19 protein-coding genes are annotated in these 25,611 nt (G+C 71.5%); 5 read left to right on the top strand and 14 right to left on the bottom strand.

What is annotated here, in order from left to right; genetic code table 11:
• Nucleotides 1–19 precede the first annotated feature (19 nt).
• The 6 genes from AB0C35_RS34410 to AB0C35_RS34435 form a co-directional block, all read right to left on the bottom strand.
• Nucleotides 20–1,837, bottom strand: a complete 1,818-nt coding sequence (locus tag AB0C35_RS34410; protein WP_358465455.1) for a hypothetical protein — start codon at nucleotides 1,835–1,837, stop codon at nucleotides 20–22.
• Between the two features lie 126 nt (nucleotides 1,838–1,963).
• Entirely contained in the window at nucleotides 1,964–2,872 is a 909-nt protein-coding gene (locus tag AB0C35_RS34415; protein WP_358465458.1) for a carbon-nitrogen hydrolase family protein, read from the bottom strand.
• Nucleotides 2,869–3,666, bottom strand: coding sequence for an ATP-binding cassette domain-containing protein (locus tag AB0C35_RS34420; protein WP_358465461.1), 798 nt, complete (start codon nucleotides 3,664–3,666; stop codon nucleotides 2,869–2,871). The genes AB0C35_RS34415 and AB0C35_RS34420 overlap by 4 nt, the downstream gene beginning before the upstream one ends.
• Nucleotides 3,663–5,570 (bottom strand): dipeptide/oligopeptide/nickel ABC transporter permease/ATP-binding protein, encoded by a 1,908-nt coding sequence (locus tag AB0C35_RS34425; protein ID WP_358465464.1) that lies wholly within the window; start codon nucleotides 5,568–5,570, stop codon nucleotides 3,663–3,665. The genes AB0C35_RS34420 and AB0C35_RS34425 overlap by 4 nt, the downstream gene beginning before the upstream one ends.
• Nucleotides 5,567–6,586, bottom strand: a complete 1,020-nt coding sequence (locus AB0C35_RS34430) for an ABC transporter permease (protein WP_358465467.1) — start codon at nucleotides 6,584–6,586, stop codon at nucleotides 5,567–5,569. Before AB0C35_RS34430 ends, AB0C35_RS34425 begins: the two co-directional genes overlap by 4 nt.
• On the bottom strand, nucleotides 6,583–8,160 hold the full coding sequence (locus AB0C35_RS34435; protein WP_358465470.1) for an ABC transporter substrate-binding protein: 1,578 nt from the start codon (nucleotides 8,158–8,160) through the stop codon (nucleotides 6,583–6,585). Before AB0C35_RS34435 ends, AB0C35_RS34430 begins: the two co-directional genes overlap by 4 nt.
• A gap of 131 nt (nucleotides 8,161–8,291) precedes the next feature.
• On the opposite strand from AB0C35_RS34435, the gene AB0C35_RS34440 reads away from it, so the two are divergent.
• Nucleotides 8,292–9,179 carry a LysR family transcriptional regulator gene (locus AB0C35_RS34440; RefSeq protein ID WP_358465473.1) on the top strand — a complete coding sequence of 296 codons (888 nt, stop codon included), beginning with the start codon at nucleotides 8,292–8,294 and terminating at the stop codon, nucleotides 9,177–9,179.
• Between the two features lie 87 nt (nucleotides 9,180–9,266).
• Nucleotides 9,267–10,265 carry an RNA polymerase subunit sigma-70 gene (locus AB0C35_RS34445; protein ID WP_358465476.1) on the top strand — a complete coding sequence of 333 codons (999 nt, stop codon included), beginning with the start codon at nucleotides 9,267–9,269 and terminating at the stop codon, nucleotides 10,263–10,265.
• A gap of 58 nt (nucleotides 10,266–10,323) precedes the next feature.
• Here AB0C35_RS34445 and AB0C35_RS34450 read toward each other — a convergent pair whose 3' ends face one another.
• Nucleotides 10,324–10,662 carry a TraR/DksA C4-type zinc finger protein gene (locus AB0C35_RS34450; RefSeq protein WP_358465479.1) on the bottom strand — a complete coding sequence of 113 codons (339 nt, stop codon included), beginning with the start codon at nucleotides 10,660–10,662 and terminating at the stop codon, nucleotides 10,324–10,326.
• Between the two features lie 137 nt (nucleotides 10,663–10,799).
• Here AB0C35_RS34450 and AB0C35_RS34455 point away from each other — a divergent pair, with 137 nt between their 5' ends.
• Complete coding sequence (locus AB0C35_RS34455; RefSeq protein WP_358465482.1) at nucleotides 10,800–13,517, top strand: LuxR C-terminal-related transcriptional regulator; 2,718 nt, start codon at nucleotides 10,800–10,802, stop codon at nucleotides 13,515–13,517.
• Here AB0C35_RS34455 and AB0C35_RS34460 read toward each other — a convergent pair.
• A complete protein-coding gene (locus tag AB0C35_RS34460; RefSeq protein ID WP_358465485.1) occupies nucleotides 13,501–13,983 on the bottom strand; it encodes a DUF1579 family protein in 483 nt (160 codons plus the stop codon). The genes AB0C35_RS34455 and AB0C35_RS34460 overlap by 17 nt on opposite strands.
• Nucleotides 13,984–14,179: 196 nt before the next feature.
• Nucleotides 14,180–15,007, bottom strand: a complete 828-nt coding sequence (locus AB0C35_RS34465) for a TIGR03619 family F420-dependent LLM class oxidoreductase (protein ID WP_358465487.1) — start codon at nucleotides 15,005–15,007, stop codon at nucleotides 14,180–14,182.
• Between the two features lie 210 nt (nucleotides 15,008–15,217).
• On the opposite strand from AB0C35_RS34465, the gene AB0C35_RS34470 reads away from it, so the two are divergent.
• Nucleotides 15,218–16,558, top strand: coding sequence for a cytochrome P450 (locus tag AB0C35_RS34470; RefSeq protein ID WP_358465490.1), 1,341 nt, complete (start codon nucleotides 15,218–15,220; stop codon nucleotides 16,556–16,558).
• Between the two features lie 49 nt (nucleotides 16,559–16,607).
• Here AB0C35_RS34470 and AB0C35_RS34475 read toward each other — a convergent pair whose 3' ends face one another.
• Nucleotides 16,608–17,414 carry an SAM-dependent methyltransferase gene (locus AB0C35_RS34475; protein WP_358465493.1) on the bottom strand — a complete coding sequence of 269 codons (807 nt, stop codon included), beginning with the start codon at nucleotides 17,412–17,414 and terminating at the stop codon, nucleotides 16,608–16,610.
• Nucleotides 17,415–17,840: 426 nt separating this feature from the next.
• Between AB0C35_RS34475 and AB0C35_RS34480 the strand changes: the two genes are divergently transcribed.
• Nucleotides 17,841–19,118 carry a prolyl oligopeptidase family serine peptidase gene (locus tag AB0C35_RS34480; protein ID WP_358465496.1) on the top strand — a complete coding sequence of 426 codons (1,278 nt, stop codon included), beginning with the start codon at nucleotides 17,841–17,843 and terminating at the stop codon, nucleotides 19,116–19,118.
• Between the two features lie 40 nt (nucleotides 19,119–19,158).
• Here the strand turns inward: AB0C35_RS34480 and AB0C35_RS34485 are convergent, their stop codons facing one another.
• The 4 genes from AB0C35_RS34485 to AB0C35_RS34500 form a co-directional block, all read right to left on the bottom strand.
• Entirely contained in the window at nucleotides 19,159–20,175 is a 1,017-nt protein-coding gene (locus AB0C35_RS34485) for a TIGR03617 family F420-dependent LLM class oxidoreductase (protein WP_358465499.1), read from the bottom strand.
• A gap of 129 nt (nucleotides 20,176–20,304) precedes the next feature.
• A complete protein-coding gene (gene ilvD / locus AB0C35_RS34490; protein ID WP_358465502.1) occupies nucleotides 20,305–22,035 on the bottom strand; it encodes a dihydroxy-acid dehydratase in 1,731 nt (576 codons plus the stop codon).
• Between the two features lie 62 nt (nucleotides 22,036–22,097).
• Entirely contained in the window at nucleotides 22,098–23,033 is a 936-nt protein-coding gene (locus AB0C35_RS34495; protein ID WP_358465505.1) for an FAD binding domain-containing protein, read from the bottom strand.
• The gene (locus AB0C35_RS34500) at nucleotides 23,030–25,552 is read right to left on the bottom strand and encodes a molybdopterin-dependent oxidoreductase (RefSeq protein ID WP_358465508.1); all 2,523 of its coding nucleotides are present in this window, start codon (nucleotides 25,550–25,552) and stop codon (nucleotides 23,030–23,032) included. The genes AB0C35_RS34495 and AB0C35_RS34500 overlap by 4 nt, the downstream gene beginning before the upstream one ends.
• Between the last annotated feature and the right edge of the window lie 59 nt (nucleotides 25,553–25,611).

The following is a 25,611-nucleotide window of genomic DNA, read 5'->3' on the forward strand; positions in this document are numbered from 1 at the left end:
TCGGACGAGAGCAGGCCGGTCACGGGTTGCACTGGGATCGGATCTTGTCGGACTCGTTGACGGCGGCCGCCCACGAGAACTCGTTGTTGTCGCTGAAGTAGTAGTAGGCGCCGCCGTTCGGCATCATCGCCACGGTGATACCGCCGTAGCCGGACATGAACGGCACGTAGAAGGAGCAGGTGTAGGCGGGGTCGTCGGCGGAGGTGAACTGCTTGGCCCAGAAGCCGTTGTTGTACTTGAACGACGGACTCCCGGTCGTGTTGAGACCGCGGTCCCCCGCGTCCTTCTGCATGGAGTCGGCGAGCATTGAGGCGTTGAGCAGCTGGGTCGTGCCGGACCTGCCGCCGTCGGCGTTGAGCAGCTTGGTGACCTTGGCGATGTCGTCGCGGGTCCAGAACAGGCCGTACCCGCCGAACGGGACGCCCGTGGGGCTGTTGTCGGTTCGCTCGGTGCTGAGCGTGCCGGCGCTCAGCCCGATCGGCTCGTAGACCTCGTCGCGCATCGTGGTGTAGAGGTCCGCGGCCCCGGTCTTGGCCTTGAGGTAGTTGCCCAGGGCGCGGGTCAGCACGAAGGTGTCGGAGCTGTGATAGACCCACAGCGAACCGGGCGCGGTCTTGGCGGGGAATGAGAGCGCCGTGGACATCTTGGTCGCGTACGGCTCGGCCGTGAAGAAGTTCGACATCGTCCTGCCGCCCTCGTCGACCTCGTAACCCGCCCAGCGGTAGTTGCCGGTCGCCATGTCGATGGTGTCGTCGAAGGTGACGGTCGACCAGTCGCCGTAGGCGGACGCCGTCTCCGGCACGTAGTCCCTGATCCGCTCGTTGTAGATGCCGGCGCCGTGGGTCTGGCCGAGCCGCATCAACGCCAGCGAGGCGAAGGCCGACTTGGCGGTCGAGTACGAGGGCATCAGCATGTGCTCGCAGAAGGCGTACGAGCCGAAGCGGGTGGTGCAGCCGGAGACGTAGTTGGTGCCGTTGATGAACAACCCGTAGGCCGTCATGTCGGCCGGCGTGACCCCGTTGCCGTACTTGGTGACGTCGACGCCCGGGTAGTCGGTGGCGAGCGCCGAGATCGGCTTGGTGGGCAGGCGCCCGGCGACCTCGGCCGCGTAGCCGTTCTTCAGCGCTTCGGCGCCGGGGACCGCCGCAGGCGTGTACGTGGCGGCGAGCTGCCCCCACATGTCGAACTTGAAGTACATGCAGGTCTCCTGCGTCACCTGGTACCGCACCTGGGAGATCGCCGTGTCGGTGAACAGGAACGTCAGCACGCCGTTGTGCACGCAGTTGGCGTTGCGTTCGACGAGGGCGAGGGGGAAGGCCGCCCTGGTGTAGCCGTTGTCGGTGTTCTCGTTCCACACCCGCCCGTTGCCCGCGACCAGGTTCCACGTGGTGGCGCCGGTGTAGAGGAGCCCGGGCCGCGCGGGGATGAGGTGGCTTCCGTTCTGGACGAACTGCAGGTCGATCTCGGGCAGGTGCTTCCAGGGCGAGTCGGCGACGGCCGGCGTGTAGGAGAAGTCGTCGCGGAGTTCGTCGAAGCCGCCCCCGGTGGCCTCGCCGCTCAGCGTCAGCGTGCCCTCGAAGGTGTGGGTGGGCGGCGCGGCCTGCGCGGGCAGCGCGAACGCGCCGTCGCTGACCGGTGCGGTGCTCGTGCCGGACATGAGCTGGGCGTAGGTGAGCAGCGAACGGTTGACCGCTCCGCTGCCGGTGAGGGGATCTCCGGGGACCGGGGTCACCGTGGCGGCGGCGGCACTGTCGAGCAGGCCGCCTGGGGACTGCCCGATGGCGAGCGCGGCGCAGAGCACCAGGGCCGCCGCGAGAACGCGTCGAACGGGGGACATGACGACACCTCCGGGGGAGAGGGGACCGCAAGGCCCGGTCGGGCCCTGCGGAACTGTCCGTCGAAGCGGGTTGGGGTGGGGAGTTCAGGGAGTTGGCTGGGGTGGGAAGGTCCGGGAGCGGGACGGTCAGGACATGATCGGGTCCCCGCCGTCGCCGGGTACCAGGGGGCCGAGTTCGCGCATCACCTCGCCGGCGGCGTAGCCGTCGGCGCTCGGCGGGAACGGCGGGGGCGCGTCGCGCAGCTGCTTCCAGATGGCGTTGAGCCCGGCGGTGCCGTGCTCCCTGACCGCGCTCACCAGATCGAGGTCGATGAGGAAGGTGAGGAACTCCTCCCCGTCGCCGGCCTGGGCGAGCACCCTGCCCTCCGGGTCGACGGCGATGCTGCGGCCCGTGCCGAACAGCCTGCCGATGTTGGGGTTGACGACGTACATCTGGTTCGTGATGGCGTTCGCCTGCGCCAGCACGAGTTCCTGCGGGCGGTCGGCGGTGCGGGTGAAGGTGGGCTGCAGCATGACCTCGGCGCCCATCCACGCGAGCGTCCGGGCGATCTCCGGGACCCAGCCGTCGTAGCAGATGGCCAGGCCGAAGCGGCCGACCCCGGGGATGTCGAAGGTGACGTGCCGGTCCCCCGGCTTGGACGTCTCGTAGGGCATCCAGGGGAACAGCTTGCGGTAGGTGGCGACGATCTCCCCGGACGGGGACACGGCGATCGCCGTGTTGTGCAGGTCGCCGCCGTTGCGCTCGGAGAGCGTCCCCGGCACGATCCACTTCCCCGTCTCGACGGCGAGTTCGCAGACGGCGTCGGTGAGCGGACCGGGGATCGTCTCCGCCACCCGTTCCAGGTAACCGGGACGGTACGGGGTCTCGAAGCTGCCGAGCCCGGTCAGGTAGAGCTCCGGGAACACCAGGAGGTCCATGGCCGGGGACACCGCGGCGAGTGATCTCACCTCGCGGGCGAACTTCGCGAAGGTCGCCTCCGGGTCGGTGGCGACGGGGGCGACCTGCATGGCGGCGACGCCGAGGATACGGCTCACGAACGGGCTCCTTGGGGATGGTCGAGGACGGACGCGCGGCCGCGGCCGGGCACGGAGTCGAGAAGACGACGCGTGTACGGGTGCTCCGGTGTTTCCAGCACATCCCGTGCCGGCCCGGTCTCCACGATCTCGCCGCAGTACATGACGCTGACCCGGTCGGCCAGATGCCTGACCACGCCGAGGTCGTGCGATATGAACAGGTATGCCAGGTCGGCGGCCTCCCGCAGGTCGAGGAGCAGGTTGAGGATCTGGGCCTGGACGGAGACGTCGAGCGCCGACGTCGGTTCGTCGAGGACGAGCAGCGCGGGCCCCACCGCCAGCGCCCGCGCGATCGCCACGCGCTGGCACTGGCCGCCGGAGAGTTCGTGCGGATACCTGTCGAGCAGGTCGCCGGGCAGTCCGACCCGTTCGAGCTCGGCGGTGACCTCGCTCTCCCGGCGGCCCGCGACGCGGAGCGGCTCGGCGACGAGCCGCCGGACGGTCATCCTCGGGTTGAGCGCGGCGTACGGGTTCTGGAAGACGATCTGCACCCGGCGGCGCAGGCTCCGCATCTCCGCGCGGGAGAGTCCGGCGAGCGCCCGCCCGGCGACGCTGATCTCTCCGGCGGTGGGTGGGATCAGCCCGAGGACGCAGCGGGCCAGCGTCGTCTTGCCGGAACCCGACTCGCCGACGAGCGCGTGGATCTCGCCCGGGGCGATCCGCAGGTCGGCGCCGGCGACGGCGGTGTGGGCGCCGTACTTCTTGACCAGTTTCCGTACGTCCAACGCCGGTTGCGGGCTTCCGTCGGGTGTCACGCGGGCACTCCCTTCAGGTGGCAGGCGCTGGCCCTGTCCTCTCCGGCCGCGTCCGGATCGGCCCGCAGCACCGGGGCGGTGCGGCAGGCCTCCATCGCGTGGTCGCAGCGGTCGGCGAACACGCAGCCCTCGACGGTGTCGGGACGGGCGGGCACCGCGCCGGGGATGGCCGCGAGACGGTCGCCGGCGCGGGCGGCGTCCGGCAGCGCGGCGAGCAGCGCCTTGGTGTAGGGGTGCGCCGGGCGGTCGAGCACCTCGGGGACCGGTCCCGTCTCGACGACCTCGCCGGCGTAGAGGACGTGGACCCGGTCGCACAGCTCCCGCACCTCACCGAGGTTGTGCGTGATGTACAGGACGCCGAAGCCGTACTCGGCCTGGAGGCTCCGCAGCAGCGAGCGGATCTCCTTGGCGACGGTGACGTCGAGCGCGACCGTCGGCTCGTCGGCGATCACCAGGTCCGGGCGGCAGGCGAGCGCCATCGCGATCATGGCGCGCTGCAGCATGCCGCCGGACAGCTCGTGCGGGTACGCGCCGAGCACGCGGGCGGCGTCGAGGCCGACCGCCTTGAGCGTGTCGTCCGCCAGTTCGAGCGCCGCCGCGCGGGAGAGACCGTGCCGTAGCCGGATCACCCTGCGCAGCTGCCGTCCGATCGTGGTGACCGGGTCGAACGACGTCGCCGGACTCTGGAAGATCATGGCGATCTCGCGGCCGCGGACCCGCCGGAGGTCGCCGCCGAGCAGCGTGCGGCCGTGCAGCCGGATCGAGCCGGCGGCGGTGGCTCCGGGCGGCAGCATGCCGATCACCGACAGGGCGGTGAGGGTCTTCCCGCAGCCGCTCTCACCGACGATCCCGACGATCTCGCCGGGGCGGACCGTGAGGTTCACCTCGCGGACCCGGACGGCGTCGCCGATCGCGACCCGCAGGTTCTCGATCTCCAGCAGCGGCGCGTCCCGCGTTCTCTTGGCCGTGATCTCGACCGGCGCATCGATCGGCGCATCGGCCAGCGCATCGGCCGGCTTGGCCGACTTGGCCGGCTTGGCCACGGGTTCGCGGGAACGGCGCGCCGCGCGCTTCGCCGTGGCGGCGCTTCGGGGATCGAAGATGTCTCTGAGCGCGTCGCCGACGAGGTTGCAGGCGAGCACCGTAAGGAAGATTGCGAGCCCGGGGAACGCCGAGATCCACCAGTGGGCGAAGATGTCGACGCGCCCATCGGAGATCATCAAGCCCCAGTCGGCCGCCGGCGGCTGGGTGCCGAGGCCGAGGAAGGCGAGCGACGCGGCGGCCAGGACGACGGTGCCGATGTCCACCGTCGCCTGCACCAGGATGGGCGAGGCGGCGTTCGGCAGGATGTGCCTGCCCATGATCACCCAGTCGGGCAGCCCGAGCGCGCGTGCGCCCTCGACGAAGGGCCGTTCCCGGAGCGAGGCCGCGAGGCCCTGGACGAGCCGCGTGTACCACGGCCACCACGACACGGCCAGCGCCAGGCAGGCGTTCGCGAGGCTGGGCCCGAGCAGCGCGACGATCGCCATCGCCAGCAGCAGCGGCGGGAACGCGAGGAACATGTCGCAGACCCGCATGATCACTTCGCCGGTCCGCCCGCCGCGGTATCCCGCGACCAGGCCCAGCGGCACCCCGATGAGCACCGCGAGGCCGACGACGAGGAGCGGCACGTACAGCGCGGGCCGCGCCCCGTACACGATCCGGCTCAGCACGTCCCGGCCAAGGCCGTCGGTGCCGAGCGGGTGCGCGCCGCTGGGCGCGAGGTTGCGCGCGGCCACGTCCGCCGCGCCCGCGCCCTGCGCCGGATACGGGGCAAGCCAGGGGGCCAGCAGCGCCGCGAGGACGAGGAGGGCGATGACGACGAGGCCGAACAGGGCCAGCCGGTCGCGGACGAGCGCGGTCACGTCAGCCTCACCCTGGGGTCGAGCCGCGCCTGGGTCAGGTCGACGACCAGGTTGACCAGGACGTACGCGACGGCGCCGAGCAAGGTGATCCCCATGATCGCCGGATAGTCCAGGCTGAGCAGCGAGCTGGCGGCGTACCGGCCGAGCCCCGGCCGGTCGAACACCACCTCGACGAAGAACGCGCCGGTCAGCCCGTACGCCGCGGTGAGGCCGACCACGGTGGCGGTGGGCGGCAGGGCGTTCCGCAGCGCGATCCGCCAGCGGACCGTGCGTTCGGGCACCCCGTAGGCCCGCGCCACCCGGATGTGGTCCTGGGCGAGGGTCTCCAGCATGGTCGCCCGCGTCATCCTGGCGATCGCCCCCATCGGGTACGCCGCGAGGGTGACCGCCGGCAGGACGAGGTGCGCGGCGACGTCCGACAGCGCCGTCCAGTTGGCGGTGAGCAGGCTGTCGAGCAGATTCATCCCGGTGATGTGCCTGATGGGGGACACGTACGGGAGGTCACTGCTGGTCTCCCCCGTCGGCGGGAGCACGTTCAGCCAGCCGAAGGCGAACAACTGGAGCAGCAGGCCGAGCCAGAAGGCCGGCAGTGAGACGCCGGCGATCGAGGTGACCCGGATCGCGTGGTCGGCGAGCCGGCCCGGCCGGTACGCCGCGGCGACGCCGAGGACCACGCCGCTGACCAGCGCGATGGCCATGGCGGAACCGACGAGCTCCAGCGTGCTGGGCAGCCGGCCGGTGATCTCGTCCAGCACCGGGCGCTTGGTGCCGATCGAGGTTCCCCAGTCGCCGCGGAACACCCCTCCGAGGTACTTGGCGTACTGCACGGGCAGCGGCCGGTCGAGGCCGAGGGTGTGACGGACCTGCTCCGCCTGCTCCGGCGTGGCCTTGGCCCCCAGGTAGGCGAGCGCCGGATTCGAGGGGACCACGCGGGCCAGCACGAACGTGATCGCGCTGACCCCGAACAGGACGAGGAGCGAACCGCGCAGCCGGCGGAGCAGAAAGCGGCCTATCATGCGGCGTCCGGTCCCAGCCGGTAGAACGGGGTGCTGAACGAGTAGTTGGCGTTGCACGCGAACCCGCGGACCGCCTTGTCCGTCACGACCGGGGTCCGCACGTCGTAGAGGAACGCGCCGGGGGCCTCGTCGAGCAGCAGCCGCTGCGCCTGGCCGTAGATGCGGGCGGCCTCGTCCGGGTCGGTGGCGGTGAGGGTCCCCGCCTTGTCGACGAGCTCGTCGTACTCGGCGTTCTTCCAGTAGCTGAGGTTGAAGGACGGCTTGGGGCTGCTGCGGAACAGCGACACCAGGTTGTCCGAGCCCGCGTCGGAGTACGTCGGCCAGTACAGCAGCAGGAAGATGTCCTGCGCCTTGCGGGGATCGGCCTTGGCCTTCTCCCACTGCTGGTTGAACAGGATCGACTGCAGCGTGACGTCCACGCCGATCTTGGCGAACGAGTCCTTGATCAGTGGCGCGAACTTGGCCTCCTGCGGGTTCTCCGCGGCATAGCTGAGCGTGAGCTTGAAGCCGTCGCCCTTCCCCGCGTCGGCGAGCAGCTTCCTGGCCTTCGCCAGGTCGTACTCGTAGCGGGTGAGACCCTCATCGTGGGGGAACACCCCGGCGGGCACCGGGCCGCGGGCGAGTGTCCCGTGTCCTTCCGCACCGACCTTGAGGACGTCGTCGTACGGGATCGCGTAGGACAGGGCGCGACGGACCTCCGGGTCGTCGAGCGGCGGCCTCGTGGTGTTGAAGAAGGCCAGGTAGCTCTGCAGGGTCGGGCACTCGGTCACCTTGTACCGCTTGTCCTTGGCGAACTGCCCGATGTTCTCCAGCGGCAGGGACGACGCGAGGTCGACCTGCCCCGACTGCAGCTTCTGCTGCTGCACGACCGCCTCAGCGGTGATCTGCGCGACGATGGTCCGGTAGTGCGAGCCCGACCATCCACCCCAGTACTCGTCGTAGCGGCGCAGCACGACCTTCTGGTTCGGCTTGTACTCCGAGAGCTGGTAAGGCCCCGTGCCGGCGTCGACCGCCTTGTCGAAGTAGCCCTTGCCGGCGCTCAGCGCCTTCGGGCTCACGATCCAGGCCCCGTACATCGACGAGGCGATCAGGTCCATCGGCGCCGCGTACTTCAGGTGCAGCACCACCGTGGACTCGTCGGGAGTCGCCACGTCCTTCAGCGGTGCCCAGATGAAGGAGGCGCCGCCGTCCTCGGCCGCGGCCTCGATGGACGCCTTCACGGCGGCGGCGTTCATGACCTCGCCGTCGTGGAACGTGACGCCCTTCCGCAGGTGGAAGGTCCAGGTCTTCGCATCCGCCGAGGACTCCCACGTCTCGGCGAGACCGGGCCGGAACTTCTCGGAGGCGCCCGGCGGATTCGTCCACAGCAGCGGCTCGTACACGTTCGCGAGGTAGTAGACCTCGGTGGAGAACGACTTGATCGGGTCCCAGGTGGTCACGCTCGCGGTCGTGGCCACGTTGAGGACTTGCCCGGCGGCGTTCCCCGCGGTGCCCGCCCCGGCGGTGCAGGCGCTCACGAGCAGTCCGGCGGTGAGCATCGCCGTCGCGGCGATCTGGGGTCTTTTCACCTTCATGGCGCACGTCCTAGGTCCAGCAAGGCTCGGCAGGTTGGGATAAGAGTGGAACTTTGCCCAAATAACGTCAAATACTTAGAGTGACCGTGTTTCATGCCTTTCAGGCATCGACCATCCCGGAGGACGGCGCCATGGAGCTCAGGGTTCTTCGCTACTTCCTCGCCGTCGTCGACGCCGGCTCGGTGACGAAGGCCGCCGCGGAGGTGCACGTGGCGCAGCCCTCCCTGTCCCGGCAGCTGCGCGGCCTCGAAACGTCCCTCGGCATGACGCTGTTCGACCGCACCGGCAAACGGATGCGGCTGACCGCGGCCGGGCTCCGGTTCCTCCCGATCGCCCGTGACCTGGTCACCCGTGCCGACACGGCGAGGGCCGCGGCGGCGGCGATCGCGGGCGGCCAGGTGACCCGCCTGACCGTGGCGGCACCGGCCACGACCATCACCGACGTGATCGCGCCCTTCCTCGCCGGATGCGGGCCGGACGACCCGATCGTCATGGTGGAGGAGGAGAGCCCCACGCGGGCGTACCGCGCGCTCGCCCGCGGCGCCGACGTCGCGATCAGCTCGGGTCCCCCGCGCAGGCGGTTCGCCTGGCGCCCCGTCGCGCGGCTGCCGCTGTGGGCCTACGTCCACCCTGGTCACCGCTGGGCGGCCCGCTCGGAGGTGGCCATCGGCGAGCTCTCGCTGGAGCCCCTGGTCGTGCTGACGGTCGACCACGGCAGCCGCCGCCTGCTCGACGAGGCGGCCCTGGCCGCGGGCGTCTCCTTCGACGTGGTCTTCGAATGCGCGACGCCCCAGGTCGCGCAGGCGATGGCGGCCTCCAGCCATGGCATCGCGGTCGTGTCCGACGACCCCCGGTTCGGACTCAAACCGCTGATCATCAACGGCACGGCGGGCCCCCTCCAGATCCACCTGCACGCGGCCTGGGACCGGACCCACTACGCGGCCCCCGCCATCGAGTGGCTCGTCAGGGGTCTCACGGCCTTCTGCGTGGAACGCTACGGCCCGCAGGCTCGCGGGTAAGGCCCGCTGATCGACCCGGGTGATGAGTTGTCGCGCCCGCATCCGTCACACGTTCGACGGGACATGACGAGAGGGAAGGATGACGTGATGGGTGCGGACACGCGGCTGGAGGAGCTGGGAGTGAGCGGTCTGGGCGAAGTCGACGAGCCGGCGTTCTCGGGGCTGGCGGAGCGGCACCGGCGGGAGCTGCACGTCCACTGCTACCGGATGCTCGGATCGTTCGAGGACGCCGAGGACACCGTTCAGGAGACGTTCCTGCGCGCCTGGCGGCGGCGGGAGACCTTCGAGGGGCGGTCGACGTTCCGGGCCTGGCTGTACCGGATCGCCACCAACGCCTGCCTGGACCTGCTCGCCAAGCGCCGCCCGGAGCCCGCGACCGGCGGCGAGGTGCGGTGGCTGCAGCCCTACCCGGACCGGCTGCTCGACGAGCTGCCCGCGGGCGACGCGAACGAGCCGGAGACCGTGGCCGTCGCGCGGGAGACGATCGAGCTCGCGTACCTGGTCGCGGTCCAGCACCTCGCGCCGCGCCCGCGGGCCGTGCTGATCCTGCGGGACGTGCTCGGCTGGCCGGCCAAGGACGTCGCGGGACTCCTCGGGGACTCCGTCAATTCCGTCAACAGCGCGCTGCAGCGGGCCCGCGCCGGCATGCGGGAGCACCTGCCCGCCGAGCGGCAGGACTGGACCGGCGGCGAGGAGGACGCCGGGACGCGCGAGGTGGTGCGCCGCTACACCGACGCCAGCGTGGCCACCGACGTCGACGGGCTCGCCGCACTGCTGCGCGACGACGTCCGGTGCTCGATGCCGCCCACGCCGGGCCTGTACATCGGCCGCGACGCGGTGGTGAACGACTGGATCGAGAGCGGCTTCGAGGGCATGACGGGCCTGCGCGCCGTCCCCACCTCCGTGAACCGGCAGCCCGCCGTCGCCTTCTACCAGTGGCGAAAGCACGAGGGCGCGTATTTGCCGCTGACCATCGACGTCCTGCGCGTCACCGGCGGGGCGATCAGCGAGATCGTCACGTTCCACGACGACCGGTTCCCACGGCTCGGGCTGCCGGAACGCCTGCCGGCGGACGGCACGGAGTAGTCCCGGTGCGGACGCTCGCGCTGCGCCGTGGCGCGCCGGCGTCGCGTGCCTGGGCGGGTCAGGCGCTGGCGCAGGCGATGCAGGTACGGGCGGTCGGCCGCGCGCCCAGGCGCTCTACCCCGACCGGTCCACCGCAGTGTTCGCAGACGCCGTAGGTGCCGTCGCGGAGCCGGCGCAGCGCGTCGTCGATGTCGGCCAGATGCGCGTGGGCCTGGTTCAAAGACGCCTGGATCCGGGCGCGTTCGAAGGCGATGGTGGCGCCCTCCGGATCGTGCTCATCGTCCACCCCGGTTTGCGCGGACGCCTCGACGACGCCGTCCCAATCGCCGCTCAGCGACGCCATGAGTTCCAGCGTGGCGGTGCGAGCCGCGATCAGGCGTTCCTCGGGTGTGGTCACACCGCCTTCAACGTCCGCCGCGCCGCACCCCATTCCGGACGGCCCCGGTACCGTCCGCACACCCTGCATATCGGTCGAGTTAGGCCGCAACCTGGCAATTTGCCACGAACTTGGTGAAGTTCGGTCATGATCGGAGGGTGGGGGAGCATCCCGTCGAAGTGTCCGCGCGTGAGGCCGAAGTGCTGGCACTTCTGGGGCTTCGGCTCTCGAACGCCCGGATGGCCCGTCGCCTGAACGTGTCGGTGCGCACGGTCGAGGGCCACGTGTCGTCGCTGCTGCGCAAGTACGGGGTGACGGGACGGAGCGCGCTGGCCGATCTCGCCGAAACGGTCGGCGGGGGCGTTCCGCCGCCGCTGGGGCGGCTGGCCGGGTTGCCGCGGGCGCGGACCTCGTTCATCGGGCGCGTCGGGGAGCGTGACGCGGTTCTGGCCGCGTTGGGCGGCGGACGGCTGGTGACGCTGCTGGGGCCGGGCGGCGTCGGCAAGACACGGCTGGCGGTCGTCGTCTGCGACGAGGCCGGTCCCCTGTTCCCGTTCGGCGGGGCGTTCGTCGATCTTGCGCCCGTCGGCGCCGGGTTCGTCGCCCAGGCGGCGGCGGAGGCGCTGGGCGTGTCGGAACGGCCGCAGCAGCCGCTGGAGGACACCATCGCCGAACGGCTCGCCAGGGGCCGGTCGCTGCTGGTCCTGGACAACTGCGAGCACCTGCTGGACGCGGCTGCGGACTTCGCCGACCGGATTCTGGCGGCCTGCCCCGCTTCCGCGATCCTGGCCACCAGCCGCGAACGGCTGGGCCTGCCGGGTGAGCAGATCCTGCACATCGGGCCGCTCCCGCTGGACTCCGACGCTCAGCGGCTCTTCACCGACCGGGCGCTGGCCGCCGATCCCGACCACGTGGCCGACCCGGCCGTGGTTGCGGATCTGTGCGCGCGTCTGGACGGGCTGCCGCTGGCGATCGAGCTCGCGGCGGCCCGCAGCGCCTCGCTCGGGGCGTCCGGCCTGCTCACCGGACTGGGCGACTATCTCCGGCTGCTGGCCGGGGGCCGCGGCCCCACCGTGCGGCATCGTTCGCTGCGCGGGGTGCTCGACTGGAGCCATGATCTGCTGGAGGAGGAGGAACGGGTGCTGTGGCGCCGGCTGGCGGCCTTCACCGGCTCGTTCGACCTGGCGGCCGTGTCGGCGGTCTGCGATGTCGATCCGGTGGCGGGCGCCGACGTCCTCGGACGGCTCGTCGACAAGAGCCTGGTGATGCACCAGCGCGGCCCGGTGAGTCGGTGGCGCATGCTGGCGACCATCCGTGCCTGCGCCGCAGAGCAGCTCGACCTCAGCGGCGAACGGACCGAGGTCGGGCACCGGCACCTGGTCTGGGCCGCGGCGACGGCGGCGCTACTGGAGAACCCCCAGGACGGCGGCCCGAGCGAGGACTTCGACACCGTTGCCGCCGACCTGCGGGCGGCGCTGGCCGCGGTCCCCCCGGGGCTGGACTCCATCCCGTACGGGTTGGCGCGTTCGCTCGGCCGCCTGGCCTACGCGCGCCGGTTCCTGCGGGAATCCCAAGGGCACTACGAGCGTGCCGCCGGACACGCCCCCAGGGCGCCGGACGCGGCCGCCGCCTGGGGCCGCGCGGCAGACTGCGCGCAGGTCATGCACGACACCGGCCATGCGTTCGAGCTGCGGCTGAGATCGGCGGCCGCGTCCCGTACCGCCGGGGACGGCGACGCCCAGGCGATCGCGCTGGCCCGGGCCGCCGAGCTGGTCGGCCGTTTCCCGGCGACGTTCCGGACGGAGATACCGCACGAGCGGCTCGGCGGCCTGCTCCGGGAGGCGGAGGTCGTCGGCGACCCCGCCGATCCCACCGTCGCCGCCCATCTGGCCTGCGCGGCGGCATGGTGCGCGAGCACGCGCAAACTCGCCCCCGACCCGGTGCTCGGCGCGAGGGCCGTCGAAGCGGCCCGGGCCACCGCCGACCCGGTACTGATCAGCGGTGCCCTGGACGTGCTGCGGACCGCGGCCGCCACCTCCGGGCGGCTGCGGGAGGCGCACCGGATCAGCGGCGAACGGCTCGCCCTGCTGCCGCGCAACGACGCCGGCGATCCGTACCCGGCCCCGGAGATCGACGACGTGTACAGCGGGGCGTGCGCCGACGCGGTCGCCGCCGGCGACCTGCCGGCCGCGTTCGCCGCCGCGGACCGGCTGCTGGCCGACGACCTGCTCGGCCGGCACCCCTACCTGCCCGCAGCCAAGGTGATCCCGGTGCTGGTGCTCGCCGGGGATCTCCAGAAGGCGCTGAGGTACGCCGTCACGATGTGGGACAGCTGGCGACGCGCCGGAAGCCCGCCCGCGTTCGGGATGCCGGCGGCGGTCCAGTTCACCTCACTGGCCTACGGGCTGCTCGGCGACCGCGAGCTGTCCGCGCAGTGGCGCGGCCGGGTCGACGCGGTCTCCGGCATCCCCAACCCGTTCCAGGTCCAGCTCTCGCCGCTCGCCTGTTTCGTGGACGCCCGCATCGCCGTCCACACCGGTGACCTCGCCGGCGCGGCCGGTCTTCTGGAACGCGCGTTCCTGGACGTCCCCGGCGCCCGCTACGAGCCGTACGCCCACGCCGCCGCCGTCGAACTCGCCGTCATGGCCGGACTGCCCGAGGCCGAGAAGCGCCTGCCCGAAGTGGAGGCCGACACTGAGGAGAATGACTGGGCCGGCGCCTGCTTGCAGCGCATCAGATGGCGCCTGTCCGGCGACGCCGCTGCGCTGGAAGCGTCCGTCCGAGGCTGGGAACGCCTCGGCGCCCGCTTCGAGCACGCCCGTACCCTCCTCCTCCGCCCCGATGCCCCACCGGAGGATGTCAGCCGGTCTTGGTGAGGGTGTAGGTCATCATCGGCGCCCAGGTGTCCTCGCCGACCGGCACGTCCGAGTCGACCGTGACGGTGCCGTCGGCGTTGGGCGTACGGGTGATCCGGGCAGGGCCGGCGACCACCAGGGCGTCCCCGGTGAAGCCGCCGTGGTACTTGCTGCCCGCGTCGTCGTAGGGGCCGAGACTGTTGAAGAAGTGCGTGCGGAACCGGCCGGTCGCGGAGTCGTAGTCGAACATCTCGTACCCGGCGTCGACCACCGCGGTTCCCGCGACCTCGAAGGAACTGGTCCAGCGGTGGACGAGGAAGAAGCCGCCGTCCATCCACTCGAAACTCTCCTCGCCGAGGATCTCGGTGGCCGGGCCCATCGGCCCCTCGATCGTGGAGCCCTTCAACTTCCAGCTCCCGACCAGGAAGTCCAGCCGCTTCAGGGCGGCGTCCGGGGTCGGCATCTCGAACTCGGTGTTCTCCGACATGGTCGCTTCCTTCCGTCTTGCCTGTGAGGGCGCTGCGTTTCCTTGTGCCCTCAGCCTGCGGCCCAGGAGGGTGAACGGGCATCGGTGCCGACCACGTGCTCACCACGTGTCCACCACTTGCCGGCCACGTGGGCCGAAGATCGCAGTTCGTCGCCCGCGTGATCGCGCTGGACCGCGTCGTGGCCGCGGTTCGGGGTCAGAAGGAGTCGCGGAAGGCGGCGAGCCTCTGCTGGTCTTCCTCGGGTGTTCCCGCTCGCTCGGGGCTGCCCGGGTAGGTGTCGAACAGCAGGTGGGTCGCTCCCAGCTCGGCGAACTCCTCGGCCTGCCGCAGAGCCTGGTCAACGTCGTCCAGCCGGATGCGGGGGGCCAGTGCCGGCACGGGCCGTCCGACTTCCTCGGCGGCCCTGCGCAGGGCCGGGAGCCCCTCGGCACGGAGCCGGTCCGGTGCGATGTTGATCGGGTGCCAGGCGTCGCCGAACCGCGCGACCCGGCGCAGCGCCCCGGGCGCCTGCCCGCCGACCCAGACGGGCGGGTGCGGTTTCTGGACGGGGTGCGGCCTTGGATCGATCGTCTCGCCACCGTAGGTGACCGAGTCCTGCGTCCAGGATTGGAGGATCACCTCCAGGGACTGGTCGGCCAATGCACCGCGCTGTTCGAACGGTACGTCCAGCGCCGCGTACTCTCGCTTTGCCCAGCCGACCCCGACCCCGAATATCAGCCGCCCGCCGCTGAGCCGGTCCAGGTTCGCGGTGACCCGCGCGAGCTGCAGCGGGTGCCGGTACGGCAGGACGGTGACCGTCGTGCCCAGGCCGATCCGCTCGGTCGTCCCGGCCAGCCAGGCCAGCACGGTGAACGGGTCATAGAACGGCGCCGGATACTGCTCGGCGACGTCGGGAGTGACCGCGAGGTGGTCGGAGACCATCACGAAGTCGAATCCCGCCTCCTCGGCGAACCGGGCCCAGCCCGCGAACGCCTCCGGGGTCGCGTGGGCACCGAAGTTGAGGACGTTGACACCGAGCTTCATGATCGGCATCAACGCCCCGGCCCTTTCCGGTTGTTCCCCGGGATGATGGTCGATTTCAGGAGCAGATCCCCGCCCGGCCGGCGAGCCGCCGATGTCGGCCATTCGCGATTCGGGCCCGGCTCATATATCGCGAACTATTCACGGACATGTGAGCATTGTGATCAACTCGTGGACGACCCGATCGAAGACTCTCACGGCGGGAGAGCGCACATGCCCGGCGACGGCAGCACCCCCTCGCAGATCCCTGGCCCGCCCGCCCAGGGCGACGGTGCCGAGGCGATTACCGCGGCCGGTGGACTGCACAACTACCAGCTGCGGTTGCACGCCGAGTACGGGCCGGTGGTGCGCTTCCCGCTTCCCGGCGCGGGCGCGGCGGTGTCGGTCGCCGACCCGGTGCTGCTGGAGGCCACCGCGAAGATCGACAAGCGGCCGGAGAAGCTGTTCGAATTCCTCGCCCCCTTGCAGGAGGCGGGCAACCTGCAGACGATCCCGGCCGGCGAGCACGGCCCGTGGCGCCGGGTGATGCTGTCGGTGCTGGCCGGACGGCCCTCGCACGAGGCGCACTTCGCGCAGTTCGCCGCGCTGACGACCGAGCTGGCCGACCGCTGGGCGAGCCAGGACGGCCCGATCGCCCTGCAGAAGGACCTGAGCGAGCTGTCGCTGCGCATGATCTGCCAGTACGCGCTCGGGAGCGGCCTGGAGTCCCCGGGGTCCGCCGGACGGGTCGTGTCCGCGTTCGAGACCGTCCTCACCGAGTTCATGACCCCGGACGGCCCGGGGAAGGAGAGGGCCGACGAGGCGCTGGCCTACCTGCGCGCGACCGTCGACCAGGTGCTCGCCGCGCACCGCGAGCGCGGCGCCGAGGAGGCCGACCGCAGCGACCTGATCGCGGCGCTGGCCGGGGCGGGCGAGTCCCCGGCGCGCATCCGCGACACGGTGCTGATGACCATGCTGGCCGCGCACCACACCACCGGCGTCGCCATCTCCTGGACGCTCTACCTGCTGGCCGGCCACCCGGACGCGGCCGACCGCGTCGCCAGGGAACTGGACGAGGTTCTGGGCGACCGCGCCGTCCCCGAGTACGGCGACCTCAAGCGGCTGACCTATCTGGACATGGTGCTCAAGGAGGCCATGCGGCTGTACCCGCCCGGGCCGTACGGCGCGCGGGAGGCCACCGAGGACCTCATGCTCGGCGACTACGCCGTCCCCGCGGGCACGACGATCTTCTACCCGTTCTGGGCCGTCCACATGAACCCCGAGTACTGGCCGGACCCGGAGGCGTTCGACCCGGAGCGGTTCACGCCCGAGGCGTCGGCGAACCGGCCCCGGCTGGCCTACATCCCGTTCGGGCTCGGCCCGCGCAGCTGCGAGGGTTCCGTTCTCGCGATGGTCGAGGCCGAACTGGTGCTGGCCTCCCTGCTCAAGCGGTTCCGCCTGGAGCCGGCCCCCGGGCGGACGGTCACGCCCATCGAACGCTTCGTGCTGTGGGCCGCCGAGGACATCCACATGATGCTGACGCCCCGTGATCCAGCGGATCCGTCCCTGACGTAACGGGAGGATCGACCATCGGCGATGGTCCGGAGGCTTGGCACTATGGCCGTCAGGGCTTGCGGGCCACCGCGGCCAGGCCGGTTCCGGGGATGGGCTCGGCGGAGCCGATGTCGCTCTCCCGCTCCGGCCGCCAGGTGTACGGCGGGACGAGTCCCGGCTCGACCATCTCCAGGCCGGCGAAGAACCCGCGGATCTGCTCGGGGCTGCGCAGGCGGTACGGGATCGCGCCGGACTCGGCGTAGGCGCGCATGGACTCCACGAACGGCGGGTGGGTGTCGTCGGCCTCGGCGATGGCGAGATAGGAGCCGGACGGCAGCGCGTCGACGAGGGTGGCCACGATGTCACGGGCCCGCTGGTAAGGGTCGATGTGGCCGAGGATCCCCATCAGCATCAGCGCGATCGGCCGGTCGAAGTCCAGCCTCTGTCGCGCGGCCTCCAGGATCTCGTCCGGCTGGTTCACGTCGGCGTCCACATAGGCGGTCGCTCCCTGCGGCGTGCTGGTGAGCAGCGCGTGGGCGTGGGCGAGGACCAGCGGGTCGTTGTCGATGTAAACGATGTGGGACTCGGGCGCGACGCGCTGCGCCACCTCGTGGGTGTTGTCGGCCGTCGGCAGCCCGGTGCCGACGTCGAGGAATTGGCGGATCCCGGCCTCGTCCGCGAGAAAGCGGACCGCGCGGCCCGTGAACTGGCGGGTCATCCTGGCCGACTGCACGAACCCGGGGAAGATCTCCTCGACCGTCCTGCCCATCTCCCGGTCGACCTCGTAATTGTCCTTGCCGCCCAGCCAGTAGTTCCAGATGCGGGCCGAGTGCGGCACGGTCGTATCGATCGTGGCGGGCTGCTGCGCGTCGTCCATGTCTCCAGTTCCCGTTCTCGTGAGGCCGCACGGTCACCAGTGCTGTCGGCCTGTTAATGCAGGTGACGAAGCCTGTAACAGTATCCCATCATGTGCGGCCACCAGCGGCCTCAATGCCATTTCGCATGGCCATGGCGGGCACGTTCCGCGACATAAGAGCGACAGTGAGCTAACACGGTCGGAGTTGCGCCGGTTCGAGCCCGGCGCGGACCCCCGGCCCTTGCCACCCGAACGGTCCCCGCACCGCCTGCGGGTGCACGGCGCCCGGTGCCGTCGACCTCGACTCATGTCATTCCTTTATCCGGAAGCGATGAATTTTTCGCGCCGGATGCTCTCGGTTGTGCATTGGCGGCCGCTTCGAAAGGACCTATTGTGGCGCGACTTCTCCCAAGTGCCGACGGCACGGGCTCGCAGGAGGTACCTACCGTGGACCACCCGCCTCGGTCTTGGCGCGGTCTCGCCGCCGTGTTCCTTGCGGGAGCGGCGCTGAGCGTCGCACCCGCCGGGGCCGCCCAGGCCGCTCCGCCCGCCGAAGACCGTGTCACGGTCACCGCGGCCGGTTCCCCGGCCTACGACCTGACCGGAGAACTGTCGTCAGGATCCATCGCCGTCCTCGACAACGTCGCGACGTATGAGACCGACAAGATTCAGGGTGCGGGCACGCTCCCCGGCGCCGACGGCGGGACGGCGAACGTCTCGTTCCAGATCGCCCGGGGCGCCTTCGGGTTGAAGGGCGACTTCACCCTCAAGGACCCCGGCGCGGGCGTGGAGATCTCCGCCCGTGTGAACGGCGGAGTCACGGTCCCCGGCGCGGCGACGGTGAAGTGGGCGGGGATCGGCACCGTGCGGCGCGGCGGCTCCTCTTCTTTCCAGCCGGTCACGTTCACGGTCGAGGATCGCCGTCCCGACCCGGGCGACCACGCCATCCGCATCACCCACGCCGGGCAGGCCAGAAACGCCATTCTCCGCCTGCCCGACGACTACGACGGCACCCCGCGGCCGGTGTTGTTCCATTTCCCCGGGCTCTTGGAGACGCCGGGTCTCGCCGAGTTCTTCGGCCGTATGGCCGATTACGCTCAGACCCGCGGCTTCATCATGATCACCCCTGAGCATTACGGCATCGGCTGGCAGGGCGTCCCGCCCGCGACATCGTCCCCCGATGTGGACGACCCCGGCTTCGTGCAGCGGCTCCAGGACATTCTCGTTCAGCGGTTCGACGCCGATCCCCAGCGCCTGTACGCCTCCGGCATGAGCAACGGCGGCTTCTTCACCAGCAAGATGGCCTGCGACAACGACCGGTTCGCCGCCTTCGTCGCCGTCGCCGGCCAACTGTCGGACCCCGGCTCCTGCCGCCCCGGACGGCATGTCCCGATCGTCATGATCCACGGCGACGGCGATTTCGTCGTCCCCTATTCCACCGTGCGGCCGGCGCTCGACTTCTGGACGCGCAACAACGGCTGCGGCACCAGGACCGTCGCCACGAACCTGCCCGACATCGCGCCCGACGACAACACCACCGTCGTCCGCCACGACCACCCGGACTGCCCGGCCGACGGCCCCGTCATCCTCTACCAGATCAGAGGCGGCGGTCACAATTGGCCCGGCGGCATCCCGTTCCTCGGGCCGTTCTTGGGCGGGACCACCTACGACATCAACGCCAACGCCGTGATCTGGGATTTCGTCTCCCAGTACCGCCTCCCCTAGCTCACTCGCATGAGTCGAATGCCTAGGCTGGTGGACGCGTTCAGGGCGTTCTGCTCAGTTCGGTCGCGAGGGCGGCGACCGTCTCTTTCGGGTGGGTCGATCCGGGGAAATAGGCACAGACCCGCTCGGCCACATCGCCGAACCGGGTCTTGATCTCGGCGGCGCATTCGGCCGGCGTTCCGACGACCGCCAGAGTCCGCATCATCGTGTCGTCGATCAGACCGGTCATCGCCATGATGTCGCCGGTCTTGGACAGCGCCCTCAACTCGGGTTGCAGGTCCCCCCAGCCCTCGATGTCCAGGACCGGCCTGTACGCCGGGGTCGAACCGTAGAACGCCAGGAGCGCCTTCACCCCGAAGGTCGCGGCCGTGATCTCCTCGGGAGTGCCGCCCATCGCGACGATCGCCTGCGGGTACAGCTCGATCCGCTCGCGTCCCGCCCGCTCCAGGCCCTCGGCCACGGCGGGGAGCGTGCGCTCGCGGAAATGCCGGTGGCTGTGGAACGGCATCACCAGCAGGCCGTCGGCGACCTCGGCCGCGGTCCGGGTCATCACCGGGCCCAGCGCGCCCAGCAGGACCGGCGGAACGCCGTAGGGGTTCGGTCCGGGGACGAACGTCGCGGGCATCAGGGTGTGCTTGGTGAACTCGCCGCGGAAGTCCAGCGGGGTGCCGTCCTGCCAGGAGTTCAGGATCGCCTTCACCGCGAGCACCGTCTCGCGCATCCGGGCGGCGGGCCTGCTCCAGGTCGAGCCGTACCGGTTCTCGATGTGCGGCCTGATCTGCGAGCCCAGGCCGAGCCGGAAACGGCCCTCGCTCAGCAACTGCAGGTCGTAGGCCATGTTGGCCAGGTTCATCGGGCTGCGGGGGATGGCGATCGCCACGTTGGTCATCAGGTCGGTCGGCGGCACCTCCGAGGAGCCGGCCGCGACGATCAGCGGCAGGAACACATCGTGCGGGCCCTCGAAGGTGAACAGGCCGTCCACCCCGGCGGCGATCAGCGCGCGGGCACGCTGCGCCGCCTCATCCGGCCGGCCGTCCAGTTGCACGTCGAGTTTCACTGAGCGATCTCCGTTCCGCGCGGCGCCAGGCGTCCGCCGGCGAGGGGGCCTGGAATTCCTGGAATGAGCCTCGCATGTTCTCCGGGCGGCACACCGGGCAGGCCGCTCGGTCCGCTCGGCCGGCTCCCTCTACTCGAGGACGGCCCCCTTCGATGCCGACTGGACGAGCTTCGTGTACTTCGCGAGCACGCCCCGCGTGTACGGGTGCGGTACGGGCGCCCAGTCCGGCGTCCGCCGGGCGGCGAACTCGGCGTCGCCCACGAGCAGGTCGAGCCGCTTGCCCTTCACGTCGAGCCGGACGCGGTCGCCGTCGCGCACGAAGGCGATCGGTCCGCCGTCGGCGGCCTCGGGTGCGATGTGCCCCACGCACAGTCCCGTCGTCCCGCCGGAGAACCGGCCGTCGGTGACCAGCAGGACGGTCTTGCCGAGGCCCGCGCCTTTGATCGCCCCCGTGATGGCGAGCATCTCGCGCATCCCCGGCCCGCCCTTCGGGCCCTCGTACCGGATGACGACGACGTCCCCCGCCGTGATGGTGCCGTCCTCCAGGGCGTCGAGCGCCGCGCGCTCGCGCTCGAACACGCGAGCCGTGCCCTCGAACACGTCCTCGTCGAACCCGGCGGACTTCACGACGGCGCCTTCGGGCGCGAGCGACCCGTGCAGGATCGTGATCCCGCCCGTGTGGTGGATCGGGTCGTCGAGGGCCCGCAGGATCTTCCCGTCCGGGTCGGGCGGGTCGATGTCGGCGAGGTTCTCGGCCACGGTCCGCCCGGTGACGGTGAGCGCGTCGCCGTGCAGCAGCCCGGCGTCGAGCAGGGCCTTCATGACGACGGGCACTCCCCCGATGCGGTCGACGTCGTTCATGACGTACCGGCCGAAGGGCTTGAGGTCCCCCAGGTGCGGCACGCGGCTCGCGACGCGGTCGAAGTCCGCGAGGGTGAGGTCCACCTCGGCCTCGTGCGCGATCGCGAGCAGGTGCAGCACGGCGTTCGTCGAGCCGCCGAACGCCATGACGACGGCGATCGCGTTCTCGAACGCCTCCCTGGTCATGACGTCACGCGCGGTGATCCCCCGCCGCAGCAGGTTCACGACGGCCTCTCCCGAGCGGTGCGCGAACGCGTCGCGGCGCCGGTCCGCCGACGGCGGCGCCGCCGATCCGGGCAGCGACATCCCCATCGCCTCGGCCACGGACGCCATGGTGTTCGCCGTGTACATGCCCCCGCAGGCGCCCTCGCCCGGGCAGATGGCGCGCTCGATGCGGTCGACGTCCTCGCGGCTCATGAGCCCCCGCGCGCACGCCCCGACGGCTTCGAACGCGTCGATGATCGTGACGTCCTTCTCCGTGCCGTCGGAGAGCTTGACCCACCCCGGCATGATCGAGCCCGCGTACAGGAACACGCTCGCGAGGTCGAGGCGGGCGGCGGCCATGAGCATCCCGGGCAGGGACTTGTCGCAGCCCGCGAGCAGCACCGTCCCGTCGAGGCGTTCCGCCTGGACGACGGTCTCGACGGAGTCCGCGATGATGTCGCGGCTCACGAGCGAGAAGTGCATCCCCTCGTGCCCCATCGAGATGCCGTCGGACACGGAGATCGTGCCGAACTGCAGCGGGTATCCGCCGCCGGCATGCACGCCCTCCTTCGCGCCCTGCGCGAGCCGGTCGAGCGACAGGTTGCACGGCGTGATCTCGTTCCACGAGTTCGCGATGCCGATCTGCGGTTTGGCGAAGTCCTCGTCGCCCATCCCGACGGCACGCAGCATGCCGCGCGACGCCGTCGCCTCCAGCCCGTCCGTGACCTGACGTGAGCGCGGCTTGGGGTCGGCACCGGCGATGATGCCCGGTTCTGTTGGCGGCACGGCTGACATGCCACGACCCTACATACCGGGGTCCCGCGCCTCCCGACCGCAGGTTGCGGAAGGCTCCCGGGTCAGGGGGAGGGAGGTGGAGCCGAGCAGGCGGTGAGGGTGTCGATCAGGGTGGCGCGGAGGATGGCCACCTTGTAGGCGTTCCGTGGCAAGGGGGTGCAGCGGGCGGTCGCCAGGTCCGCGGCGGCGGCCAGGGTCTCCCCGGTGGCGGGCTTGCCGAGCAGGGCTTCGGCCACTTCGGGGAGGAGGAGGGGCGTGCGGGCCACTCCGCCCACGGCCACGGCGGCGGTGGTGATGGTGTCGCCGTCGAGGGTGAGGCGGGCGGCGGTTTCGACCAAGGGCCATTCCGCCATCTCACGGGCGGTGGCGCGGCGGTATGCGGCTCGCTCGGCCGGCGTGGGCGCGGGCATGAGGACGGCCTGCAGGATCTCGCCGGACTCCAGAAGATGGTCGCGTGTCGGGTCACCGCCGTCCCCGTAAAGTTCGGCGATGCCCAGCGGGGAGCGGCCGTGGACTTCGGCGGTCGCGGCGTAGGTGAGGAGCGCGATGGCGAGTGAGGACGGGTGGGGGGCGATGCAGGGGCCCTGGTCGATGACGGCCGAGTACAGGTGGGCGCCCTCGCGGGCGGGGCAGCCGTCGCCTCCCGTCTGGTGGCAGGAGAAGGCGGGGTTGCGCAGGTACCAGCAGCGGTTGCGCTGGAGGAGGTTGCCGCCGACGGTGGCGACGTTGCGGATCTGCGGGGTGGCGACGGCGGCGGCCGTGGCGGCGAGCGCGGGATAGGCGGCGGTCAGGCGGTCGTCGGCGAGCAGGTCGGCGATGGTGGTGAGGGCGCCGATGCGGGCGGAGCCGTCCGGCCGCCAGGCGGTGCCGCGCAGGCCGGGGACGCCGAGCAGGTCGACCGGAGGGCGGGTCGCCCGGGTCATGACGTCGGTGCCGCCGGCGCGCAGTTCGCCGCCGGTGTCGCGGACGGCTCTGGCGGCGGATTCAAGGGTGGTCACGTGCCGGTCCCCTCCAGCAGCCGGTCGGGCCGGATGGGCAGGTCATGCATGCGCCGGCCGGTGGCGTGCCTGACGGCGTTGCCGATCGAGGCGGCGACGGCCATGGTGCAGACCTCGCCCAGGCCGACGCCGCGGCCGGGCACGTGGTCCCAGCCCTCGGTATGGAAGTGCACGTCGATCTCCGGAGTGTCGGCGATGCCGGGGATGTGGTAATCCTCCAGGTTCGCGGTGAGGACGGTGCCGGTGGCCGGGTCCTCGTGGCGCTGCTCGAACAGGGCGTAGCCGATGCCCTGGATGATTCCGCCCTCGCACTGGTTGCGGGCCAGCCGGGGGGCGTAGATGTGGCCGGCGGCCACGCCGCTCCAGACGCGGGTCGGCCGGACGCGGCCGAGCAGGGTGTCCACCTCGACCTCGGTGACGACGACGGCTCCCGAGAAGCCCCGGCCGATGGCGAAGTGGTCCAGGGCGAAGGGCGTGACGTATCCGCGGCGGTCCCGTGGACGCCTGCCGACGACCTGGAGCCCCTCGGCCTCGTCGAGGGAGCGGGCGCCGAGGGCCTTGCGGAGCCGGCGCGCCGCGTCCTCGGCCGCGGGGGCGATGGAGGGGGTGGAGCAGCTGCTGGCGGACGTCGGCCCATAGGCGTGGTCACTGTGGCCGAGTTCGACGCGCACCTGACCGGGCCGCAGGCCGAGCGCGGACCGCACGACCTCGGCGATCACCGAGCGGCTGCCGGTCCCGATGTCCTGGGTGGCGATCCGGGCGACCACGGCGCCCTGCTCGACCGCCAGCGAGACCTTGGTGCCCGGGTCGAGGAAGTACATGTAGTTGGCGGCCGCGACGCCCACGCCGCGGCGGAGACGGCCGTCGCCCGGATCCGTGCGGTCGCGCCACATGGGCAGGGCCGAGGCCCGGTCGTACAGCGCGTGGCGCTTGGCGTTGCCGTCCCAGCGGCGGCGCAGCGCGATGGGATCCTCGCCGCGTCGCAGCGCCATCTCGTCCACGGCCTGTTCCAGAGCCCACAGCATCGGCGGCATGCCGGGGCCGCGGAACGGTATGCCGGGGGCGCGGTTGGTGACGTGGTCGTAGTCGCGGATCCGGCGGGGCGCGTTGCCGTAGAAGAACCGCGAGTGCCAGGCGGCGTTGGACCCGATGGAGACGCCGGAGTCGCCGTGGCCGTCCATGGTGAAGGCCGACAGCCCGCCGTCGGCGTCGGCGAGGAGGGCCAGCTCGATGCGCACCCCGGGGCGGGTGCCGCCGTCGACGAGCTCCTCCGGCCTGCTGAGGACGACCCTGACCGGCGCGCCGTGCAGGCGGGACAGTTCCACGGCGGCGACCACGTCGGAGGTGACGTTGACCTTGGAGCCGAAACCGCCGCCCACATGCTCTGCCACGACATGGACCTGCTCTGGGCGGAGCTTCCAGCGCTTGGCCGCCTGTTCGGCGACGCGGGTCACGGCCTGGGTGGACAGGTGGAGATGCAGATCACCGTCGTCCCAGCGGGCCACGCAGCAGTGCGGCTCCATGCAGGTGTGGGCCTGTACGCCGGTGGTGAAGGTGGCCTCCACCAGGGTTTGGCCGTCGTCGTTCCGGGCTTTCTCGATGCGCTTCACGGCCGTGCGTCCGCGCCAGCTCATGGCAGCGGGTCCGCGTACGTTGCCGTTCCACTTGGCGGACGCGAGCGGGCCTTCGTTCGCGCGCGGAGCCCCCTTGCGGGACTCCCCGGTCGGATAGACGACGGTCTCGTCCTCCGACGACAGGACTGCGGGCAGCGCCGTGTACTCCACCTCGACGCGCGCCGCGACCGCGAGCGCCTCGGCCCGGGTGGGCGCGGCGACCGCGGCGACGGGCTGGCCCACGTACCGGACGACGCGGTCCGGCGGCAGCAGCTCGGCCAGCGGACCGTCGTGCCGGATCTCCCCCACCTTCGCGTGCGGGTGCGGCGACCGGACGATCACGCCTTCGAGCTGCCCTTCCAGGACGACGTCCGCCGTGTACCGCGCCTCGCCCGTGATCTTGCTGTAGGCCTCCACCCGCGCCGGCGTCACCGGCGCGTCGTCGTGCTTGCCCGCGCACGCCGCCGCGACCGCCTCGTAGATGCCGGCGTACGCTCCGCAGCGGCACAGGTGACCCGCCAGGGCCTCGGCGATCTGCTCGCGGGACGGCTCGGCCGTGCCGTGCCCGGCCCGCCACCGGTCCATGAACGCCGCCGCCTCGACCACGAAGCCCGGCGTGCAGTAGCCGCACTGCAGCGCATCGTGCTCGGCGAAGGCCCGCTGCACCGGATGGTCGCCGCCGAGACCCTCCACGGTCGTGATCTCGCGGTCCGCCGCCGCGCCGGCGGGCATCAGGCAGCTCGCCGCCGTGCGTCCGTCGACCAGCACGGTGCAGGTGCCGCACACGCCCGTGCCGCAGGCGACCTTCGTCCCGGTCAGCCCCATCCGCTCCCGCAACACCCGCGCCACGGTCTCCTCGGGCCCGACACCGACGTCGACGCGCTTGCCGTTGAGGCTGAATTCCATTCGCGCTCCATGCGCCGGGTGCGGATCAGCGCCATCGTGGCACAGTGAACTGCGCAAAT

The organism is Spirillospora sp. NPDC048819 (genome assembly GCF_040650055.1).
In the GTDB taxonomy this organism is placed as follows: Bacteria; Actinomycetota; Actinomycetes; order Streptosporangiales; family Streptosporangiaceae; genus Spirillospora.

What these genes read in the sequence shown, in the direction of transcription:
- AB0C35_RS34410 (WP_358465455.1), bottom strand. Translation starts at nt 1,837, where the DNA reads ATGTCCCCCGTTCGACGCGTTCTCGCGGCGGCCCTGGTGCTCTGCGCC.
- AB0C35_RS34430 (WP_358465467.1), bottom strand. Translation starts at nt 6,586, where the DNA reads ATGATAGGCCGCTTTCTGCTCCGCCGGCTGCGCGGTTCGCTCCTCGTC.
- AB0C35_RS34435 (WP_358465470.1), bottom strand. Translation starts at nt 8,160, where the DNA reads ATGAAGGTGAAAAGACCCCAGATCGCCGCGACGGCGATGCTCACCGCC.
- AB0C35_RS34440 (WP_358465473.1), top strand. Translation starts at nt 8,292, where the DNA reads ATGGAGCTCAGGGTTCTTCGCTACTTCCTCGCCGTCGTCGACGCCGGC.
- AB0C35_RS34445 (WP_358465476.1), top strand. Translation starts at nt 9,267, where the DNA reads ATGGGTGCGGACACGCGGCTGGAGGAGCTGGGAGTGAGCGGTCTGGGC.
- AB0C35_RS34460 (WP_358465485.1), bottom strand. Translation starts at nt 13,983, where the DNA reads ATGTCGGAGAACACCGAGTTCGAGATGCCGACCCCGGACGCCGCCCTG.
- AB0C35_RS34465 (WP_358465487.1), bottom strand. Translation starts at nt 15,007, where the DNA reads ATGAAGCTCGGTGTCAACGTCCTCAACTTCGGTGCCCACGCGACCCCG.
- AB0C35_RS34470 (WP_358465490.1), top strand. Translation starts at nt 15,218, where the DNA reads ATGCCCGGCGACGGCAGCACCCCCTCGCAGATCCCTGGCCCGCCCGCC.
- AB0C35_RS34475 (WP_358465493.1), bottom strand. Translation starts at nt 17,414, where the DNA reads ATGGACGACGCGCAGCAGCCCGCCACGATCGATACGACCGTGCCGCAC.
- ilvD (WP_358465502.1), bottom strand. Translation starts at nt 22,035, where the DNA reads ATGTCAGCCGTGCCGCCAACAGAACCGGGCATCATCGCCGGTGCCGAC.
- AB0C35_RS34500 (WP_358465508.1), bottom strand. Translation starts at nt 25,552, where the DNA reads ATGGAATTCAGCCTCAACGGCAAGCGCGTCGACGTCGGTGTCGGGCCC.